This is a genomic window from Enterococcus sp. AZ089, from assembly GCF_050547225.1.
In the GTDB taxonomy this organism is placed as follows: domain Bacteria; phylum Bacillota; class Bacilli; order Lactobacillales; family Enterococcaceae; genus Enterococcus_D; species Enterococcus_D entomosocium.
The window spans coordinates 1,599,371-1,621,862 of record NZ_CP172954.1; the positions used below are offsets into that span (position 1 = coordinate 1,599,371).

At 42.9% G+C, this 22,492-nt stretch carries 15 protein-coding genes; all 15 read left to right on the plus strand.

The features are described from left to right. Window positions 1-140: 140 nt before the first annotated feature. The gene (locus IGJ01_RS07455; RefSeq protein WP_430601579.1) at window positions 141-2,525 is read left to right on the plus strand and encodes a glycoside hydrolase family 2 TIM barrel-domain containing protein; all 2,385 of its coding nucleotides are present in this window, start codon (window positions 141-143) and stop codon (window positions 2,523-2,525) included. Between the two features lie 10 nt (window positions 2,526-2,535). Further along, window positions 2,536-5,097, plus strand: coding sequence for a family 78 glycoside hydrolase catalytic domain (locus tag IGJ01_RS07460; RefSeq protein ID WP_430601580.1), 2,562 nt, complete (start codon window positions 2,536-2,538; stop codon window positions 5,095-5,097). Then, window positions 5,094-6,668 carry an MFS transporter gene (locus IGJ01_RS07465; RefSeq protein WP_016611074.1) on the plus strand — a complete coding sequence of 525 codons (1,575 nt, stop codon included), beginning with the start codon at window positions 5,094-5,096 and terminating at the stop codon, window positions 6,666-6,668. Before IGJ01_RS07460 ends, IGJ01_RS07465 begins: the two co-directional genes overlap by 4 nt. Window positions 6,669-6,748: 80 nt before the next feature. Then, window positions 6,749-9,820 (plus strand): glycoside hydrolase family 3 C-terminal domain-containing protein, encoded by a 3,072-nt coding sequence (locus tag IGJ01_RS07470; protein ID WP_430601581.1) that lies wholly within the window; start codon window positions 6,749-6,751, stop codon window positions 9,818-9,820. Continuing rightward, window positions 9,817-10,278, plus strand: coding sequence for a hypothetical protein (locus tag IGJ01_RS07475; protein ID WP_086317321.1), 462 nt, complete (start codon window positions 9,817-9,819; stop codon window positions 10,276-10,278). Before IGJ01_RS07470 ends, IGJ01_RS07475 begins: the two co-directional genes overlap by 4 nt. 197 nt (window positions 10,279-10,475) lie before the next feature. Beyond that, window positions 10,476-11,177, plus strand: coding sequence for a LytR/AlgR family response regulator transcription factor (locus IGJ01_RS07480; RefSeq protein WP_087627605.1), 702 nt, complete (start codon window positions 10,476-10,478; stop codon window positions 11,175-11,177). Between the two features lie 27 nt (window positions 11,178-11,204). After that, window positions 11,205-12,542 carry a sensor histidine kinase gene (locus tag IGJ01_RS07485; RefSeq protein ID WP_061054025.1) on the plus strand — a complete coding sequence of 446 codons (1,338 nt, stop codon included), beginning with the start codon at window positions 11,205-11,207 and terminating at the stop codon, window positions 12,540-12,542. Window positions 12,543-12,669: 127 nt separating this feature from the next. Next, window positions 12,670-14,499, plus strand: a complete 1,830-nt coding sequence (typA, locus tag IGJ01_RS07490) for a translational GTPase TypA (protein WP_005236363.1) — start codon at window positions 12,670-12,672, stop codon at window positions 14,497-14,499. Window positions 14,500-14,743: 244 nt separating this feature from the next. After that, window positions 14,744-16,111, plus strand: coding sequence for a 23S rRNA (uracil(1939)-C(5))-methyltransferase RlmD (gene rlmD / locus IGJ01_RS07495; RefSeq protein ID WP_008381419.1), 1,368 nt, complete (start codon window positions 14,744-14,746; stop codon window positions 16,109-16,111). A 423-nt stretch (window positions 16,112-16,534) separates the two neighbouring features. Next, window positions 16,535-18,196 (plus strand): phosphoenolpyruvate carboxykinase (ATP), encoded by a 1,662-nt coding sequence (locus tag IGJ01_RS07500; protein WP_430601582.1) that lies wholly within the window; start codon window positions 16,535-16,537, stop codon window positions 18,194-18,196. 74 nt (window positions 18,197-18,270) lie between these two features. Further along, a complete protein-coding gene (locus tag IGJ01_RS07505; protein ID WP_430601583.1) occupies window positions 18,271-18,699 on the plus strand; it encodes a VOC family protein in 429 nt (142 codons plus the stop codon). 332 nt (window positions 18,700-19,031) lie between these two features. Beyond that, window positions 19,032-19,862, plus strand: a complete 831-nt coding sequence (locus IGJ01_RS07510; protein ID WP_430601584.1) for a prenyltransferase — start codon at window positions 19,032-19,034, stop codon at window positions 19,860-19,862. A 107-nt stretch (window positions 19,863-19,969) separates the two neighbouring features. Then, window positions 19,970-20,662: a response regulator transcription factor gene (locus IGJ01_RS07515; protein ID WP_142424593.1), complete on the plus strand. Its 693-nt coding sequence runs from the start codon at window positions 19,970-19,972 to the stop codon at window positions 20,660-20,662. Continuing rightward, window positions 20,655-21,638 carry a sensor histidine kinase gene (locus tag IGJ01_RS07520; RefSeq protein ID WP_430601585.1) on the plus strand — a complete coding sequence of 328 codons (984 nt, stop codon included), beginning with the start codon at window positions 20,655-20,657 and terminating at the stop codon, window positions 21,636-21,638. The genes IGJ01_RS07515 and IGJ01_RS07520 overlap by 8 nt, the downstream gene beginning before the upstream one ends. A 93-nt stretch (window positions 21,639-21,731) precedes the next feature. Next, on the plus strand, window positions 21,732-22,490 hold the full coding sequence (locus IGJ01_RS07525) for an ABC transporter ATP-binding protein (protein ID WP_005236354.1): 759 nt from the start codon (window positions 21,732-21,734) through the stop codon (window positions 22,488-22,490). Window positions 22,491-22,492: the final 2 nt, after the last annotated feature.

The window sequence follows — 22,492 nt, forward strand, 5'->3', positions numbered from 1 at the left end:
AAATGAGGTTTGTCCTTTTTCTTTTTAGAATCATAACCGTTCGTGCAAAAAAGTCGACCATTCGTGAGAAAGCGTTTTTTCGCTTGTTGTGCACGCTATAATTGGTTTCGTAAAGAATTGAGGAAGAAAGAGGGATTCTTTTGGACATCATAAATTTTAATGAAGGTTGGGTCTGTGGTGTTTTAGGCACAAACAATCAGAAACCTGTTTCCATCCCACATGATGCAATGCGCGAAGAGCCACGAAGCGAATCGAGTTTAGGCGCTGCCAACATCGGCTGGTATGAAGGACTTGATTACCTCTATAAGAAAACATTTTTCGTGCCTGAGGACTACCAAGATAAAAAAGTCGTTTTTGAATTTGAAGGAGTCTATCGCAACGCCGAAGTGATCATCAATGGAAAAAAGGCTGGTTTTCGTCCATACGGATACACCAACTTTTATGTCGAAGCGGATGCGTTCTTGCACTTTGGATCGGAAAATACCATTGAGGTCATTGCCCGAAATGCCGATCAGCCAAATAGTCGCTGGTACACTGGCACAGGGATTTACCGTCCCGTCAATCTGCTGGTTTTACCGAAAAAGCATCTTTTGCTAAATGGCATAAAAATCACTACTGTATCAACAAAACCACCAGTCATTTCATTGACTTTAAAATCCAACAGTAACGGCGAAGCGCGGGTCTCGATTGTCGATGGGGAAGAAGTGATCGCAAGGACGAATGTCTCGATCGAAGGATCAGCACAGATCAACCTGCCGCTACCAAAAGCGAGGGCATGGTCGCCAGAAGAACCCAATTTATACGAGTGTCAAGTTGAGTACGAAGGGAGTCAATACCAGACACGTTTCGGACTGAGGACCTTGACTTGGGACCCGGAAGCGGGGCTTTTGATCAATGGGGTTCGTCGCATCTTAAAAGGGGCCTGTATACATCATGACAACGGCTTGTTAGGCGCCGCTGCTTTTCCAGATGCCGAAAGACGAAAAGTCAAGCTCTTGCAAGAAGCTGGCTATAATGCGATTCGTTCAGCCCATAATCCTTGCTCAAAAGCACTACTTGATGCTTGTGACGAGTTGGGAATGCTGGTCATGGATGAATATGTCGACATGTGGTACACCCATAAAACCCGTTACGATTATGCCAATGATTTTAGTGATTGGTGGCGTCAGGATCTTGCTGATATGGTGGACAAAGATTTTAATCATCCTAGCGTGATCCTCTATTCGACGGGGAATGAAGTCTCGGAAACAGCCGAACCACGGGGGATCGAGCTGACGAAAGAGTTAACGGAACACTTGCATGGGTTGGACCCAACGCGACCGGTAACATGTGGTGTCAACATCTTTTTCAATTATCTAAGCTCATTAGGCTTTGGGGTCTATACTGATGAAAAAGCCCAAAAAGAAAAGAAAAAAGCTGTCGGAAGTGAGTTTTATAATAAGCTGGCTGGTTTGTTGGGCGATAAAACCATGAAGTTGGGGGCCACCCTCAGAGGAAGTGACCGCACGACCTATGAATCATTTGCCAATATGGACATAGCCGGCTACAATTACGGCATTTTACGCTATAAAAAAGACCTGAAAAAATATCCAAAGCGCCTGATTTTAGGCACAGAAACTTTCTGTAAGGATGCTTTTTATTTCTTGGAACTGGCAAAAAAACACCCTCGTATTATTGGGGATTTCGTGTGGGCAGGCATGGACTATATCGGTGAAGCCGGTATTGGTTCATGGGTTTATGAAGATGCCTATCCTAAAAATGCCAGTCAAGCTGGTTGGTTGACCGCTGGCAGCGGTCGCTTGGATATCACCGGTGCAGCAGGTGGCGAAACCCTTTACACAAAAGTGGCATTTGAAAAAACCGCGACGCCCCTTTTAGCGGTGAAGCCCGTTTATCAAAAAGGCAAACATTCACCATCCGCATGGAAATTGACGGATGCGCTGCCCTCTTGGACATGGCCAGGCTGCGAAGGTCAGAAAGCCGAAGTAGAAGTCTATGCTCGAGCCGCTCAAATCGCTCTTTATCTGAATGATCAGCTCGTCGTTAAGAAAAAAATGAAAAATGACTGTCGAACCGTCGTCAAGACCACTTATCAAAGTGGCACATTGACTGTTATTGCTTATGACGAAAACGAGCAAGAACTTGGCCGTAGTTCTTTAGTGACCGCACAAAAAGAAACTCAGTTAGCACTTGAACCTGAAAGTGGGACTGTTTCCCATCGAGGCTTGGCCTTTATTCGTTTACGATATACCGACCGCAACGGCATTTTAAAGCCGATGGAAAACCATGAAGTCGCGGTTTCTGTCAAAGGCGGTAAGCTATTAGGGTTAGGTCATGCTTGTCCTTACAACCCAGAAGGCTATACTGGTTCGAAAACGAAAACCTATTATGGCGAAGCACTAGCGATCGTGCAAGCTGATTCTGAAGCAAACGAAATCGAACTGATGGCAGCTGACGGAAGTAGGTCTGAGCGTACAGCCATTCAGATAAACGAAGTAGTGAAAAAAAGCAATGACACGAAATGAAGGAGGATGTATGCTAGAGATTACGCGTTTTACTGTTGAAGATTTAGAAAAAGAATGCGTCACTGATAAGTCCAATCCTTGTTTTTCCTATACCGTTGCCAGTCAAAGACAAAACACAACGATCAAAAAAGCAGTCTTAACGCTGGGGGAATGGACGTGCGATGCGACCAGTGGGAACCATCATTATTACGATGGTCCGCCATTGGAGCCTTTCGCCACCTATACCGTCCATTTGACAGTAGAAGATGATCAAGGAAATCAAGCAGCAGCCAGTTGCGATTTTGAGACGGGGAAGATGGACGGTTCATTTTTAGCATCATGGATCACCAATGGAAGTTATCGTTTTACGGAGAAGAAAGCATCGCCAAAACCGATGTACTTCAAACATACCTTTTCCTGTCAAAAGTCAGTTGTCAAGGCACGGATTTATGCCACAGCGTTAGGGATCTATGAGATGACCCTGAATGGAGAAAAAATTGGTCGCGACTATTTTGCTCCAGGTTTCACCTCTTATAAACATCAGTTGCAGTATCAAACGTATGACATCACAAAACAGTTGGCAAAGAGCAACGAAATGGAAGTTGTCGTGGCAGGAGGATGGGCTTCTGGTGCGTTTACCTACGCACGACGCAACCGCGTCTATGCCAAAAGACAAGCCTTTTTAGCGGAGGTTCACATTGAATACAGTGATGGGTCTTTTGAGAAGATCGTTACTGATACAAACTGGCAAACAGCAATGGAGGGTCCGTTAAAAGAGGCGGAATTTTACAACGGCGAAATTTACGATGCACGGTTCCATGAAACGCAACGCTCGTGGCAACCAGCTTCCCTTGAAACAGTCAAAATCAAGCCGCGGATCATTGCCCAAATTGGTGTACCTGTGCGAGAGCATGAGGTTTTTGAGCCAACGTCAATGACACGATCACCGAGTGGAAAATGGCTCTATGACATGGGGCAAAATTTTGCCGGTATTGTCAAGCTGACCATTCAAGGAAATGAAGGTCAGAAACTAACGATCAGACATGCTGAAATTTTGATGGATGGCGAACTGTTTACCGAACCGCTCAGGACTGCGAAGCAAGCAATTATTTACACCTGCAAGGAGGGAAAGCAAGTCTATCAGCCACGGTTGACCTACATGGGCTTTCGCTATCTGAGTGTCGAAGGAATCGATCCAGAAGCAATCACCATTGAAGGAATCGCTTTGTATTCTGACGTAAGGGAAACCGGCTCTTTTACTTGTTCTAATCCTCAGTTGAATCAGCTGCAAAGCAACATTTTGTGGGGAGCAAAATCTAATTTTGTCGATATTCCCACCGATTGCCCCCAACGGGATGAACGAATGGGCTGGACCGGGGATATTGCTTTGTTTGCTCGAACGGCTTCTACTAACTTTGATATGCGTCGTTTTTATGAGAAGTGGCTTCAAGATGTCCGTTCAGAACAAAGAAAAAGTGGCGGAATTCCAGTAACCGTACCGCTGGTGGTCGTGCCTTTTCAATGGGAGATCATGATCCCAATGGCCGTTGATCACTGGGGAGATGCCGTGATTTTGGTTCCATGGGCGGAGTACTTAAGTAGTGGTGATCCAGAAATCCTGCGCACCACATACCATGCGATGAAGAAATACCACAAAGCGTGTCTGTTTTGGGCACAACTGTTTTCCTTTGGCAAGCACCGACGAATTTGGCGTTTGCTGCATCATTATGGCGATTGGGTCGCCCCTGAAGGCAAACTTTGGACGTGGATGCTGCGGGGCAAATGGACAGGCACGGCTAGCCTTGCCAACACCAGCAATCTTTTAGCACAGATTGCAACGATCTTGGGCTATTCTGAAGATAGCACGTACTATCAGAAAATTTTTCATGAAACATCCACTGCTTATCGCCAATTACTGATGGACAAAGATGCCCGTGTGAAAAAAGAATTTCAAACTGCGTATGTCTTACCGCTTTATTACCAAATGCTTTCAGAGACAGATGCGAAAAAAGCGGCAGCCAACCTGGCACGTTTGGTACGAGAAAACGAATATCATATCGGCACCGGTTTTCCTGGTACCCCGTTTATTTTGTTTGCATTGGCAGATAATGGGTATGTAGAAGAAGCCTATCGAATGCTTTTAACAGATACCTGCCCATCTTGGCTTTTTCAAGTAAAAGCTGGCGGCACAACGATTTGGGAACGCTGGGATGCCTTGAGAGAAGACGGTACTAGTAATACGGGTGCCGATGATGGAACCAATGGAATGGTTTCCTTCAATCATTATGCCAGCGGGGCAGTCGGCGACTTTTTCTATCGGCGGATCGCCGGGATCGAACCGATCAAAGGCGGCTATCAAGCGTTCACTGTGCGACCGATCATTGGTGGTGATCTGACCTTTGCCAAGACGAAAGTAAGGTGTAGTTATGGCGAAATTATCAGCAATTGGCAGATCGCTGATGGTTACTTTTCGATTGAAGTGCAGGTACCTATCGGGACGACCGCTTATTTACAAATGCCTAGTGGTCAGCGCCATCAGTTGACCAACGGACAGTATCATTTTTCAGAAGCAATAGGAGGAAGCAGCGCATGAAAGTCAAAACACTCTTTGAAGCGCCCGCCTTCAAGACTAAAATCACCACCGCAAAAGTCGAAAAGAAAGAAGTTTTTCTAGGATATTTTATTGGGCCTTTTTTGGCATTGCTTTCCAATGCGATCTTCGGTGCCTATTTGAACCGTTATTATTCAGATGTGATTGGTTGGACAGATACAAATCAGTTCGGGCATTTTTCAGCCTTATTACCATTAATCTCAGTGGTCTTTGTCATTTTGGGTAACTTATTCGTTGGTCGATTAATCGATAATACGCGAACCAGCCAGGGAAAAGCTCGACCGTATATGTTGATTTCTGCACCGTTATTGGTGATAGCGATCGTATTTCTATTCATTACACCAACGAACGCATCCCCGACGTTACAGATGATCTGGCTGGCGTTTTCCTATAATTTTTATTACGCCGTAGCCTATCCATTCTTTTACACAGCACATAGTTCCATGGTCGCCTTATCCACACGAGATAGTAATCAGCGCGGCAAATTAGCGACATTTTCTAATGCCTCGGGTGTAGCGGCTGTCGGGTTAGGCGGAAGTATCTTAGTGCCGATCTTGTTACAAAGCTATCTTTTCGTTTCGACGGAGGGTGTGATCGATCGAGCAGCTAGCTATAACAACTGGCGCGTGATGATGATCTTTTTATGTGTCACGACGTTTCTAGCCATTTTCTTAGAGTATTACTTTACCCGAGAACGAATCACTGAAGAAAACGCCAAACTAGCGATCAAAGAAGAGAAGATTTCTTTGAAAAAGCAGTTCTCCGCCTGTATTTCGGATAAGTATTGGTGGTTGATCATCTCTTACTTCTTCTTGTTCCAGTTCGGTGGGCTCGTAAAAAACGGATCGATGGGGTATTACGCTCGCTGGATGTTTAGTTCCGTGGTCGACGAAGCCTCTGCCGGTGTCGCAATGGGCTCACTAGGTTTGATCGCTGGTTTACCGACCGCAATTGGGATGTTGGTGGCATGGCCGCTGGCAAACAAACTGGGTAAACGCAATTCCGTTTTGCTAGGGATCGTTTTTGCTGTGGTAGGTGGCCTGATCAGTTTTATCGATGTCCATGATTTCACAACGGTTGCCATCGGTTTGGTTTTAAAAGGGATCGGTGCTGTGCCTGCGATGTTTGTGACACTAGCGCTACTTTCAGATGTGCTGGATCACTTAGAAGCCAAAAATGGCTTTCGTAGCGATGGGTTTACGATGTCTGTTTACGGTTCGATCATGGTAGGTCTGACAGGGGTTGGGAATGCCTTAGTCAACAGTTTGCTGACGCTCAGCGGCTATGACCCGACTGCTGTCACCCAAAACGCACAAGTTTCGTCCGTTCTTGTTTGGGCATTTTTAGGGTTTGAGTTGATTTGTTATGCGGGTATTGCGATCTTGCTCCTTTTTCTAACCGTAGAAAAGCACACGAAAGAAGATCAGGCGCTGATCTTAGCTAGTCAGAAGGAAAAGGTTCTCCAATCTGGCGGAGAATGGATCGATCCCCAAGAACGATTGATTTTAGAAGAACAACGGGCAAAACAATCGCAAGAAGCGATGAAAACCTAAAGGAGGGAGTAGATAAGAAAATACCATTCAAGAAACATATCCAAAGGGAAAACATGAGTTGAAAAAAGGAGGAAATCTACATGAATCAAAATCTATCACGACTATGCAGAGGGATGACTGCACTGTCATTATCGATGTCAGGTGCTTTGATGGGCTTGACCGGCGTTGCAGATCAGTGGCGCCCGATCATTGATGGTGCCCTTGGGACTTCAAGTACCAAAATCATCAATGATGACAAATTCACTTCTGATTACGAAACTAGTGCGGAGCTGATCCAAGCACATCGTGACCTGGGTGAACGAATGTCAGCAGAAGGGACCGTTTTATTAAAAAATCAAAATCAAGCGTTGCCCCTAGCGGAAACAGAGAATCGGGTCACCTTGTTGGGGATGGGGAGTGCTTATCCATTTTTAGGTGGGACAATGGGGAGTACCGTTGTTGGCGATTCCCAAATCAATCTGCAAGAAGCTTTAGAGGAACGAGGATTTGAATTAAATCCTACGATGACGGAGATCTACAATGGTCTGGGGGAGATCCAGACCGGCTCTTTTGAGCGTTTTGGGAATACCGTTCCGATCTACGGGCATCGTCCAGCTAATTTTTCAACCCCTTATGAACCATCTGAACCAGCAACAGATCTTTATGAGACGGCACAAAATGATGATTCCGACTTTACAGAAAGCTTTGCTGAGTATAATGATGCCGCCATTGTGGTGATTTCACGACCAGGCTCTGAGGGCAGTGATTACTATCCTGGAGAAAAAGGCATCGATCAAGAAGTTTATGGTACGGATACGCCGCTAGGTCTAGTTGAAAATGAGAAAGCCTTGATTGAGCTTGCGAAAGAAAACTTCGATCGCGTGATCGTTATGATCAACAGCAGTTCGACGATGGAAATCGACGAGCTGGAAAAAGACGATGCCATCGATGCTATTTTGTACGTTGGGTTCCCTGGTGCTTATGGCTTCTTAGGTGTTGCCGATATTTTGACGGGAGCAGTCAATCCTTCAGGACGCTTGACGGACACCTATGCTGTTGCAACTGCGAATTCCCCTGCGATGCAGAATTTTGGTAAAATTGAGTTGGATGATCTATCTCAAATTCGTTTTGAGGAATCCTTGATGGGGGAACTGCCAGCAACTTCTCCTTTAGGAAGCTTTGGTGGGGATGCGTCATTAGCTGCCGACCACTACTTGATCCAAGCCGAAGGAATTTATACCGGTTATAAATATTATGAAACCCGCTATTATGATACAGTGATCGGTGCTGGACAAGCCGATAGCAACGTCGGTGCGATCGATGGGGCAGACGTTTGGGATTATGCCAATGAAGTGACCTATGATTTTGGGTTTGGTCTTTCTTATACGACCTTTGACCAGCGTTTAGATGCGATCGATATCGACGAAGAAAACAATAAAGTAACTGCGACAGTGACTGTTACCAATACAGGAAATGTAAGCGGTAAATTTGCTAGTCAGCTATACTTTAATGCGCCATACACGGACTATAATCGTGAGCAAAACATCGAAAAGGCAGCTGTCAATCTCATCGGATTTGAGAAAACAGAGCTATTAGAGCCTTCTGAATCGCAAACAGTTACGATCGAAGTTGACATGAAATATATGGCTAGCTGGGATTCGACAGCGAAAGACGGATTAGGCGGGTATATTTTAGATGGCGGCGATTATTATTTTGCTGTTGGTGATGGAGCACACGAAGCCGTCAATGCAGTATTGGCAGCTAAAGGGCATGATACCGATGGAAATGAAGCTCAGGTAGTGAGTGTGGCGATCGGTGAAGAAGGAACCGTTGACGAAGAAACATTTGCTTATTCTGAAAATGGCACGGCGATCGTGAATCAGCTGGAAGATGCCGACATCAACTACTACAAACCAGACTATGCCACCTATCTTACTCGACAAGATTGGGCAGGAACTTTTCCTCGAACCTATGACGATTTGACGATCGACGGTGACAAAGTGGAAGAATGGGTCCAAAACCTTGCGAATGAAAACTATCAATTTACGGAAAATGGGGAAGCCAATGTAGATGGAATCGAAGACCCATTGATGTTTTCTGATATGGCAGGGGTCACTGACATCGATGATATTCGTTGGGATCAGCTAGTCAATCAGATTCCTTTAGACATTTTGATACCGCGAATCGCTAAAGGTGGAAGTACGAGTGATGTCATTGAAGAAATCAATTCGCCACTCGTTTATCAAAATGACGGTCCGAATGGTTTCGGCACAACGCTAAGTGGTCGAGGGTTAAATGAAGATGATGAAAATGCTGATTACCATCTAGGAACGATGGCAAATGCTACGATCATCGGCAGCACCTTTAGTCATGAGCTGGCAGAAGAATGGGGCAACTTACTTGGTAATGACGGTCTATGGAGTGGAAATTACTTGATTTGGGGGACAGCAGCTAATATTCATCGGACCCCTTACAACGGAAGAAACCATGAATACTATTCGGAAGACCCAATGTTGTCTAATTATATGTCGGCAAATACAGTCAAAGGTGCCTTGGACTACGGAATCATAATCGGTCCAAAACATCTGGCATTTAATGATCAAGAAACACAACGAAGTGGCATCGCGCCTTATATGACGGAGCAAAAAGCCCGTGAAGGCGATTTACGTGCCTTCCAAGGATCATTTGAGGATGCGGGCGCGTTAGGTGCAATGGTGACCTTCAGTCGGATCGGTGCAACGAATGGGAATAATTCTGTCCCATTGTTGATCAATATTTTACGAGAAGAGTGGGGCTTTAATGGCTTATTGACGACAGATATGGTCAACAACAACGGCTACTTCCGTCCAGAATCCATTATTATGGCAGGCGTTACGATGATGGCAGATTTTGCCTCAAATGAGACGATGGCGAATGTCTTAGAGGCTTGGCCTTATCTGACCGTTGATTTGGCAGCCCAAGATGCGCAATTTGTTGAACAAGCGAGAGAAAACATGAAGTATCAATTATATGCCTATGCCCAAAGTGCCGCCCAAAATGTTCAGACGATCCGAATTACGCCATGGTGGGAGACAGCCATGACCGTCGGAATCTATGGCGGCCTTGCAGTAGCAGTTATTAGCTTTGGTGGCTATGTCTTTATTTCAATGAAGAAGAAGGGAGCGGAACAATGATGACAATGCTAAAGAAACAAAAAATCAGTTTGTATATCTATCTGCTGGTTTTCGTCCTTACGACGAGTTTGGTCTTCTTGTATATCTCCAACGTTAATAAAGCGTATTATCAAGACATGCAAGTCAATGTTTTGTATTTGTTAGCAGCAGCGCTAGTATTCCTGCTTTTGACGATTGGGTTATCCTTTCATGCAAAAACCAAATCACTGTTAATGGCAGCTGATATCAGCCGTATCGTAGCTAGTTTATTGATTATCTTAGGTGGAGTGCGCTTCATCAGCATGCGACTTGAATCCTTTGGCTATATTTTCGGCTCTAACCTTGAAATGAACAATGAAGCGGCGTTCGATGCGGGCTCACAAGCCATCATGATCATCGTTATCTTCGTAGCCACTTGGTTGATCTCTGTCATCGCAGCCTTTTTCGATGTTGGACAGAAGAAAACAGTTACTGGTTAAAGCGATAAAAAATAAAGCATAGAGATGACGTGAAAGCGTTCGTTCTCTATGCTTTTCCTGCGTAAAAACAATCGATTCACAAATAACGAACTATGTTAAAATAAAAAAAGAAAAACGACAAAAAAAACGCTTTACTTTTTATGAGGAGGGAGATTGAATACTATGACTATAAAAAAACGCAGCGGGCTGGTGAGCGCATGATCCGTGTTGGAATCGTGGAAGATCAAGAAGAATATCGGCAACAGCTCTTGTCTTATTTACAAACTTTTCAAGAAAAAGAAGGAGTCGTTTTTCAAGTAGAAACCTTTCATGATGGGTATGATTTCGTAGAGCGTTATGACTCGGAATTTGATTTGCTGTTGATGGATATCCATCTACCATTGATCGATGGAATGTCAGCGATCGAGGAAATTCGCAAGCGGGATTCCGATGTCTTCGTCATTTTTATTACCAGTACGGCGCAATATGCAGTCAAAGGCTATGATGTCAATGCAATTGGCTATATCCTTAAACCCTTTAATTATTATTCGTTGTCGGAGTATTTAAAAAAAACAATCAAGCGACTGAAGATGAAAGAAGACAGTTTTCTGCGTATTAAAGCCGGACAGAATTATTATCGCGTCAATCAAGACGCGATTCAGTACGTGGAAAGCCAAGGACATAAATTGATTTTTAAATTAACGGATCAAGAATTAGAATCGATCGGTGTCATGCGGGAATTGGAACAGCAGTTACAACCAGATCGTTTTTTACGGATCCATCGTGGGTTTATTGTCAATCTGAGGCATATCACGGGTATTAATCATTCGACTGTGATCGTTGGAGAAGCAGAGTTGCCTATCAGCCGAGGAAAACGCAAATTGATCATGGATACACTGGCGAAACAATGGCATGTCTAAATGACTATTAGATGAGGTGAAGCAATTTTGTCCCCGTATCAACTATCAGAAACTCCAGGTATTTTTTATGCGATCGCTTATTGGATGAGTACCTTACTTTTCGTATTACTGACGAAAACAGAGAAGCTAACCAAGAAAAAAATTGGGCGGGTCTTTGTATTCCTTTTGATCTTGTATCTGCATATGGAAATCATCAATGCCGATGTCTCACAAGTCTATTTTATTCCGATCATTATCATTTCAGCACTTATAATGTTTCTATTTCTTTTTACCACTGCTGAGATTCCGTGGAAAAATGCCTTGTATTTCACTGCACGGGCATTTATCGTAGGTGAATTTGCTGCATCACTCACGTATCAAATCTACTATTTCCTTGTACTGGATTTCAAAGTTTCCTTCGATTATATCGGGACCTATGCGTTTATTTTTTTGGGATGCAGTATGCTGTTAGGCCTTTTGTACAAATTGGAAAAACGATTTGTGATCGAAAGTGCCGAACAAGTGATCACCTATCGAGAAATCACTTCGGTGATGATTATCGTGATCGTTGTTTTCACCATGAGCAATATCAGCTATGTGTATCAAAATACTCCTTTTAGTGGCAGCATGGCTAGAGATATTTTTAATATTCGAACGATGGTGGATTTTGGGGGAGTGGCGCTGCTGTTTGCCTACCACGTTCAATTGAATGAAATGAAACAAAAATTTGAGGTTCAGAAGTTAGAAAGCTTGCTAAAAAATCAAATGATCAATTATCAAACCTCGGAAAGAAGCATTGAGATCATTAATCAAAAGTATCACGACCTGAAACACTTGATCAATATTTTGAAAAATGATCCTCTCTCACAGGAGACACAGGATTATTTGGCTGTCATGGAAAAAGAAATCAACTCGTATGACTTAAGGATGGACACTGGCAATAGTGTGTTAGATATTGTTTTGACAGGAAAACAAATCTTTTGTCAGAAAGAAAAAATCACCTTCACCGTGATTGCAGATGGGGCAAGCCTTTCTTTTATGAATTCAGTGGATATCAGTACGCTTTTTGGTAATATTATCGACAATGCCATTGAAAGTGTCCGCAAAATCACCAAAGAAGATAATCGCTTGATTCAATTGAAAATCAGCCGTAAAGGGGAGATGCTTTTGATCTGCCTAGAAAATCGCTACGAAGAACCCTTAACGTTTGAAAACGGCTTGCCGATCACTACCAAGAAAGACAAACATTTTCATGGGTATGGATTAAAAAGTGTCCGCGAAACGGTGAATAAATACAAAGGAACGATGGTGATCCAAACAGAAGATGGCTGGTTTGAACTGAAATTGCTGTTTCCCGTAAGGCATTCTATGCCAAAACGAGGATAAATTGGAGCAGATATCGCTAAGATGTCTGCTTTTTCTGTAAAAATGAAAACTTTGCACTATATTTCAGAAAGAAATTCTGGTATAATGGCTTGTCGAGTGCAATGTCACCAAAAAAGGAGTTTATAAATTGAATATTAGAAATGATATCCGCAACGTCGCTATTATTGCCCACGTTGACCACGGAAAAACTACATTAGTTGATGAATTATTGAAACAATCCCAAACGTTAGATAGCCATACCCAATTACAAGAACGGGCGATGGATTCAAATGCGATCGAAAAAGAACGTGGCATCACGATCTTAGCGAAAAATACAGCGGTTGAATACAACGGTACAAAAATCAATATCATGGATACCCCAGGACACGCGGACTTTGGTGGTGAAGTAGAGCGGATCATGAAAATGGTCGATGGTGTTGTTTTGGTTGTTGATGCTTATGAAGGAACGATGCCTCAAACACGTTTCGTATTGAAAAAAGCGTTGGAACAACACTTAGTGCCAATCGTAGTTGTCAACAAAATCGACAAACCATCTGCTCGTCCTGAGCATGTTGTCGATGAAGTCTTAGAACTATTTATCGAATTAGGTGCCGACGATGACCAATTGGACTTCCCAGTGATCTACGCTTCTGCGATTAACGGAACTTCAAGTGAATCAGATGATCCTGCTGATCAACAAAAAACGATGGCACCATTGTTTGATACGATCATCGAACATATTCCAGCGCCAATCGACAACAGCGACGAACCATTGCAATTCCAAGTATCATTGCTTGATTACAATGACTACGTTGGACGTATCGGTATTGGCCGTGTCTTCCGCGGATCAATCAAAGTCGGCGACCAAGTTGCATTGATGAAATTAAACGGAGAAGTTAAAAAATTCCGTGTGACGAAACTTTTCGGTTTCTTCGGTTTGAAACGTTTGGAAATCCAAGAAGCCAAAGCCGGTGATTTGATTGCCGTTTCTGGGATGGAAGATATCTTCGTTGGTGAAACTGTTACACCAATCGATCATCAAGATTCATTACCTGTTTTACACATTGATGAACCAACTTTGCAAATGACCTTTATCGTGAACAATTCACCATTTGCGGGTCGCGAAGGAAAATTCGTAACAGCTCGTAAAATTGAAGAACGCTTAATGGCGCAATTGCAAACAGACGTTTCATTGCGTGTGGATCCAATCGGACCTGACTCATGGATCGTTTCTGGACGTGGCGAACTTCATTTGTCAATTTTGATCGAAAATATGCGTCGTGAAGGCTTTGAATTGCAAGTTTCTCGTCCAGAAGTTATCGAACGCGAAATCGATGGCGTGAAATGCGAACCATTTGAACGGGTGCAAATAGATACCCCAGAAGAATACATGGGATCAGTAATCGAATCATTGGGAATGCGTAAAGCAGAAATGCAAGATATGATCAATACAGGGAATGGACAAGTACGGATCATTTTCTTGGCACCAGCTCGTGGCTTGATCGGTTACACGACAGAATTCCTATCAATGACTCGCGGCTACGGCATCATGCACCACACCTTCGATCAATATTTGCCAATGATCCAAGGACAAATTGGTGGCCGTCATCAAGGCGCACTTGTATCGATCGATACAGGAAAAGCAACGACTTACTCGATCATGAGTATTGAAGAACGTGGAACGGTCTTCGTTGAACCAGGTACCGAAGTGTACGAAGGAATGATCATTGGTGAAAACTCTCGTGACAAAGACTTAACGGTCAATATCACGAAAGCAAAACAAATGACCAACGTCCGTTCTGCAAACAAAGACCAAACCTCAGTTATCAAGAAACCTCGTATTCTTTCTTTGGAAGAATCACTGGAATTCTTGAATGATGATGAATACTGTGAAGTAACACCAGAAAGCATTCGTTTAAGAAAACAAATCTTGAACAAGAGCGAACGGGAAAAATCACAGAAAAAGAAAAATAACTGATAACTAAAACAGTGATCAAAAGTTTTAAACACTTCTGATCTGTTCGATTTTCCGAAGGATGGAAAAGGGATTGCTCCTGTGTTGCAGCGGCTCTTCGCCGCAGGACCCAGAAAAAGCAATCAGCCGATTTCCCTCCTTCGGTTCTTTTTTGCTCGAAGTCAAGTTGAACCGTTAGAATAAGCACCGCTTGCAATTTCGGCCATTCCTTTTTAAAATGAAGAAAGCAAGCACAAAGGAGAAATCTATGAAAAATTATCCTGTTAAAAAGAATCAGGAACTTGAAGTTGATATTTTGGATCTTTCCCATGAAGGAAATGGGATCGCCAAAGTCGATGGGTACTTATTATTTATTGAAAACACCCTGCCAAATGAACGTGCCTTAGTCAAAGTGTTGAAAGTCGGCAACAAATTTGGTTTTGCCAAAGTGATGAAATTGTTGCAAGCAAGTCCTGATCGGCAAGAATTGCCGAATGAAGCATTGTTGCGCACCGGTATCGCTCCATTGAGTCATTTGAGCTATGACAAACAATTAGCCTTCAAACAGCAGCAAGTAGAGAATGTTTTGGCTAAAATCGCCAAATTGCCTGAAATCACAGTCAATGCGCCAATCGGAATGGAAAAACCATTTGGTTACCGCAACAAAGCGCAAATCCCTGTGCAAAAAATCCATGGGGAATTAACGACTGGATTTTACCGCAAAAACAGCCATACTCTGGTACCGATCGAAGACTTTTATATTCAAGATCCAAACATCGATCAAGCAATCATCAAAGTCAGAGATATTTTGCAGCGGTTCAATGTCAAAGCCTACAATGAAGAAGCCCATGAAGGGTTCTTACGCCACATTGTCGTTCGTCGTGGGCATCACTCAGGTGAAATGATGGTCGTATTAGTGACACGTAAACCGAAATTCTTCAAAGGAGAAGAAATCGCGGAAGTGATCCACGAAGAGATTCCAGAAGTTGTTTCTGTCATTCAAAACATCAATGAAGAAAAAACCAATGTGATCATGGGGGAATTCGAGCGTGTGTTGTATGGCAAGTCATCGATCGATGATCAATTATTAGGTAAAACCTTCCAAATCTCAGCGAAATCTTTCTACCAAGTCAACACAGCGCAAACAGAAGTCTTGTATCAAACCGCCTTCGAGATGGCGCAACTGTCTGAAAATGATGTCGTTGTGGATGCTTATGCAGGAATCGGAACGATCGGGATTAGTTTGGCTGATCGCGTGAAAGAAGTGTTAGGGATGGAAGTCATTCCTGAAGCAGTGAACGATGCCAAAGCCAATGCCAAAAGAAATGGTGTCGAAAACGTGCATTACTTTATCGGTAAAGCCGAAAAAATCATGCCGCAATGGCTACGCGAAGGCATTCAACCGACAGTCGTCTTCGTTGATCCACCTCGCAAAGGTTTAGATGCTAGCTTTATCGAAACGACTGCTGCGGTTAAACCAGAGCGCATCGTCTACATTTCCTGCAATCCAGCAACCTTGGCTCGTGACCTCGCGTTATTTGCGGAAGAAGGGTATGTGACAAAAGAAGTCCAACCTGTTGATTTGTTCCCACAAACGACCCATGTGGAGTGTGTCGTGTTGTTAGAACGTCGTTAAGAAACAACAAGTTTTTTTCAGCAATTTTGATCTTGAATTCTTTTTATGGTAATTGTCATAAAATCTTACGATAGCAAAGTTATTAGAGAAAGCAAGTCAATTGAGAAATAAGCAACTAAAACCCATCTGTCTATCTAATTACGTCGATTGTGACGTTTAGAATGGATGAAATATAAAACCAGAAACTGGAACTGAAAGATACTCTTTCTGTACCAGTTTTTTTGTTCTTTCTCACTATTGATGAGCGGAGAAAAAATCAATGCAAAAAGCAGTGAAGCTTCAAATATGCAGACATCCCAATCCTTTAACAAAATGGTTTATCGGCAATTTATAGTTAATGTGTATAAAAATATGGCGTGTGGTGATTAGAAAGTATTATAATAAACGTAGGGAATAGAAAATTTTTGTTAGGAGGGATTACACATGGCAACGATTCGTGCATTTTCACACAAAGAGATTACACCGCAGAATACGCATTTGTCGAGTTTTAAAGTGTTGATAGAGTCAGCTTTTTATGGGAACAATGTCACTTGGATTCATGATCTAGCCACGGCCTATCGCTTAGCAAAAGAATCTTCTGGCGCTATTCTTACGGATATGCCGGTCACACACACCAAGGAGTTAGGACTACCGGAGGATGCTAAAGTCATCGTGTTTAATGACGGAAAAGTTGTTGGACGGACAGCGGCAGCTCGACGCATCATCGGACATCCCGGGATTGATCGAAAATTGTATGAAGGGATTTTAAGAGATGCTTTATTTCAAGGGACACGTAAAAAATTCTATGGCGGTGAAGTTGTTGTAGGGTTAGACGAAGCGTTTATGGTCAAAGCACACCTGTTGCTACCAGAGTACTATGAAACCAATTTTTATTCTTATTTGTTGAATTTTCAAATGCTGACGAAATCATGGCAGGAAAGGTATCAACACTCCAAGAACTATCCAGAGACAGATATATTCTTGTACGCTGATCCGGACTGGACACATCCTGATTTTCCCTATGGGCTATCTCTCTTTGATCCTGAACACAATGTTGCGGCAGTCTTAGGCTTAAACTATTTTGGTGAATTGAAAAAAGCGACATTAACTTTGGCTTGGGCTACCGCGCATCGCAATGGCTTTGTGGCGTGTCATGGAGGAATGAAGCAATATCAGCTACCGAATCGAACATTTACGATGGCTGCTTTTGGTCTTTCAGGATCAGGAAAATCGACCATCACATTGGCAGAACATGATGGCAAATATGATATCAAGGTTCTGCATGACGATGCGTTTGTGATCAACCAAACAAATGGTGCGTCCACTGCTCTGGAGCCTTCTTATTTTGATAAAACGCAAGACTATCCATTAACCAACCCAAATGTCCGCTACTTTATCACCTGTCAAAATGTTGGGGTTACTTTAGACGAGGAAGGAAAAAAGGTCATCGTCACCCAAGATATTCGTAACGGGAATGGTCGAACCGTCAAATCACGGTATGTCACACCTAACCGGGTGGATCATTTAGATTCGCCGATCGATGCAGTATTTTGGATCATGAAAGATGACACGCTACCTCCTGTAGTAAAAATTGACGATCCGATTTTAGCCGCAGTTTTTGGTTTGACCTTAGCTACGAAGCGCACGACAGCTGAACATGTTGTCGAGACCACGGATATAGATAAACTGGTCATCGAGCCTTATGCCAATCCATTTAGAGTCTGTCCTTTAAAAGAAGATTTTTCCCATTTCATGAACTTATTCAAAGAAAACCAAACGGCTTGTTATATTCTAAATACAGGCTTTTACAAAGACAAGAAGGTCACACCTGAAGTCACGCTGACATCGATTGAAAAAATTGTGGAAGGCGAGGTCAATTTTAAGAGGTTTGGTGAAATCACAGAAATGAGTTACCTGCCAGTAACAGGGTTCGAAGTCGATTTTCAAGATGCCTCCTATGTTGCTCATTTAAGAGAGCGGATGCAAGGACGGCTGGACTTTATTTTGGCTCAAGAAACAGAAAATGATGGCTATAATAAGTTGCCTAAAGAGGTAGCAAAGGCAATGGGAAATGTGATTTCTACATTAAATGAGCTTCCTAACTAATTCCATTGAATCAAACTTCCGTAAGCGGCTTTTCTTCCTGAAACACTTATTTTGTTAGCCAGAAAGGAGCGATTATGAACATTCAGTTTCACCATATCCAAATCACAGTCAATGATGTAAAAAAAGCAGAAGGCTTTTATGATCAATTATTTGCACTATTAGGTTTCGACCTTCAGAAGAAATATTCTGGGTATTTAGAACATGCCGAGATGGAAGTAGTAGAATATATAGGGGATTCATTTGATTTCGGTATTTGTTCCCCACGAAAAGAATGGAAGAACGAGAAAATCGATTCAAGAAAACCTGGCTCGGTTCAGCACATGGCGTTTAAGGCGGAAAGCCGCGAAGTAGTAGATGCGATCTTTCCCAAAATAAAAGCCTTAGGGGTAAAGATCCTTCACGATCGACCAATGGAGTACAAAGAGCACATCGCTCCTAACTACTATGCCTTATTCTTTGAAAGCCCAGAAGGCATTCGTTTTGAACTATTTCATTATGCCTGATTCCTTTAACTAGAAGAGTGTGGCATTAAATTATTGCGTGAGCGCGTCCTTATTAAGGTGATCATTCATTAAGGGGCTAGCATAATCAGGCGAGTTTAGAGAGAAACTTTTTTAGAACCTGTCATCAGGAAAATTTGAACACTCTTGTTTTAAGTACGTCCATCCTGAAAAACTCGTTGGTTCCTAAAATTCATTTGGACAATTCGAAGATGAAAATCTAACTCATGTGTTGAAAAACGTCGATTTTATCATTCTAGAAGCTGTTGCACTGTGGGTCAATAAGGGGTTGTTGCGTTGATTGCAGGGCACTTAAGAAATGGAGGAGGAACAATATGGATCAGACGGTTCAGCAAGATATCGAAGCGATCATTTCCCGTCAATATGATCATGGCGCCGATTTATGGTCGACGCCAGACCATAAATTACTGAAAGGAGCACCCTTTACAACCTTAGAGTGTCCTCATTATTTGCTTGAACTTGGTATGTCGCCTGAGGAGAACTTATTAAAAGAGACCGCTGCATTGATCTTTCAAGGATGGAGAGAAGATGGCAGATTTAAAATTTCGCCAACAGGGGGGATTTATCCCTGTCATACAGCGCTGGCTTTGCGAACGCTGTGTGCTCTTGGTTACGCAAGGGACCCGCGGCTACAACAGACCTTTCACTATTTTCTTGCTACTCAGGAAACAGATGGCGGCTGGAAGTGCAATAAATACAGTTTTGGTCGCGGCCCGGAGACCCGCTATTCAACCCCGGTGACGACGTTAACGGTCCTTGATGCCTTTCGATATACTCATGATCGTGAACAGATGGAAACACTTAATCAAGCAATCGAATGCTTGCTTGCTCATTGGGAGATTCGTCAGCCAATCAGTCCCTGTCATTACGGAATGGGCACATTGTTTATGCAGACAGAATACCCCTTTAGAGGGTACAATCTTTTTTATTATCTGTATGTCTTGTCTTTTTATCCTTCTGCCAGAAAAGACGCACGGTTTCTGGAGGCTTTGCAGCAGTTTGAATCGAAAGTTAAAAATGGCAATGTTATTGTAGAACGGGTTGTACCAAAACTGGGGAAACTGAATTTTTGTAAAAAAGGACAAATTAGTTCCTTCGCCACCCGACGGTACCAAGAAATCCTTGCTCACTTGGCAGAAGATTAAGGAAAAAACAGTCCTTTGGAATGTTCCTCCATCTAGACGATTCTTTTTCTTTTCTGGTACACTGTCTCTAAAGAACCGACCGAATAATCAACAGAGGGGAGAAAGACATGCAAAAAATCTATCTGGTTGAAGATGATGCGACGATCGTCTCTGTTTTAGCCGATTATTTGCAGCAGTGGGGATACGAATGCCATTCGGCCAAGAATTTTGCTGAACTCTTGCAAGAGTTTCACGACATCAAACCTGATCTCGTTCTTTTAGATATCTCCTTGCCTTATTACAATGGGTATCATTGGTGCCAAGAAATTCGCAAGGCGTCAGAAGTACCGATCATTTTTCTTTCGTCGATGGATCAGCAGATGAATCAAATCATGGCGATGAACATGGGGGCGGATGATTATTTAACAAAACCCTTTGATTTAGCCTTCGTTTTGGCAAAAATCCAAGCGTTGCTGCGGCGCAGCTATCAGTATAGCCACCAACAAGCGCTGACCTTTGACATAGGGCAAGTAACCTTTTATCCAACAGAAAATGTATTAAAAAATCAGGGGGAACAGTTGCCGCTTTCTCCAAATGAAGCTCGGATTCTTTCCTTGCTTTTGCAGCATCGAGGGAAGATCGTAGCCAAAGAGACCATCATTGAAATGCTCTGGAATAGTGAAGAGTTCATCGATAACAATACATTAGCAGTCAATATGACTCGTTTGCGAAAAAAATTGAGCCAGATCGAACTATCCGATTTGATCCAAACGGTAAAGAATAAAGGCTATTTGATAGAAAAGGAACACGCCTATGACTAATGTGAAAGAATATTTCGTGTTGTATGGAAAGTTTTATCTCGTTTACCTGCTATTTAGTGCGGGTCTACTAGGGTTATTCTTTCTTCACAGCCTTCCATTAGAACCCTTCATTGACTATGCGGTTTTTTCAGGGGTGATTTTAGGAGGTCTTTCCCTTTTTCATTATTTTCGTTACGCACAAAAAAGAAAGCAGCTACAGCATTTATTAAGAAAAGAACGTATGACGGAAGCGGCGTTGGCGTTCTTGCCGACCACTCGAAATCGGCTAGAAGACGAGTATCAAACACTTCTTAGGCAGATGGCAAAAGAAAAAACTCTGTCTGAATACAAAGCGACCGTGAAAAATGAAGAAATTTATGAAGATTTCGGCTTGTGGCTTCATCAAATCAAAACGCCTCTAGCGGCGTTGGATCTTTTGGTTCAAAGCGATACCCTGTCACCGACGGAGGTCAAAGCGGAATTATTTAAGGTGAACGATTACTTGCAAATGATGTTGAATTATTTGCGACAAAATTTAGCGAATGAAGATTTTGTCTTTGAGTCGATTGCTTTAGCGCCCCTTGTTCGTCAAACAATCAAAAAGTATGCCTTGTTTTTCTCGAAAAAGAATCTGCAACTGGATATGGCAGTGGATTTGACGGTGACATCTGATCGAAAGTGGCTCATTTTTATTTTTGAACAGGTTCTTTTCAACAGCTTGAAGTATACTGAAACCGGTGGCATTAATGTTTTCACTAAAGACAATGCCTTGGTGATTCAAGATAGCGGCCTTGGTATTCGTAAGGAAGACTTGCCGCGGGTTTTTGAGAAAGGATATACGGGACACAATGGTCGGTTTCAGCAACGAGCGAGCGGGCTAGGCTTATATATGAGTCAACAAGCGGCTGAAAAAATCGGCTGCCGTTTAGCGATTGATTCTGAAGTGGGACAGGGAACCATCGTCACACTTCATTTTCCCACCACAAATAACCGATAGCCGCAAACTTTCAACACTGTAAGTTTGCGGTTTTTATTGTAAGTCGCTTTTTTCTGCTCGTCAGCTTATTCTAAATAGGAGGGAGGGAACAAGATGACACTTTTAAACATTCAACAAGTTAAAAAAATCTATCAAAGCCAACTGAATGGGCAACCCGTCGAAGCGTTGAAGAATATCACCTTTAAGGTAGAAGAAGGGGAATATGTAGCCATCATGGGGGAATCAGGTTCGGGGAAGAGTACGCTACTGAACTTGATGGCGACGTTAGACCAACCGACAGCGGGTGAGATGCAGCTGAATGGCATCGATTTGACCACCATCAAAGAAAAAGATGCAGCAAGTTTTCGACGGGATCACTTAGGCTTTGTCTTTCAAGACTTTAATTTATTGGACACTTTTACGGTAAAGGACAATATTTTATTGCCATTAGTTTTATCGAAAGTTTCCGTCAAACAAATGGAATTGCAGCTTCAGCCTATTGTACAAACTTTAGGGATCGCTGATTTATTGCAGCATTACCCGTATGAATTGTCTGGCGGACAAAAGCAACGAGTTGCCGTCGCACGAGCGATCATCACAAAACCAGAACTGCTATTAGCAGATGAGCCAACCGGAGCGCTGGATTCGAAAACCTCTGATCAACTACTGACATTATTTCAGCAGATCAATCAAAACGGACAGACGATCGTGATGGTCACCCACAGTTCGATCGCAGCCAGTCGCGCACAACGCGTCTTGTTTATCAAAGACGGGTATGTATTTCACCAGTTGTATCGAGGAGAACGGAGTGATACCGCTTTTCTAGAAGCAATCGCCGAAACAATGACTGCTGTTTTTGCGAAGGAGGAGTAACG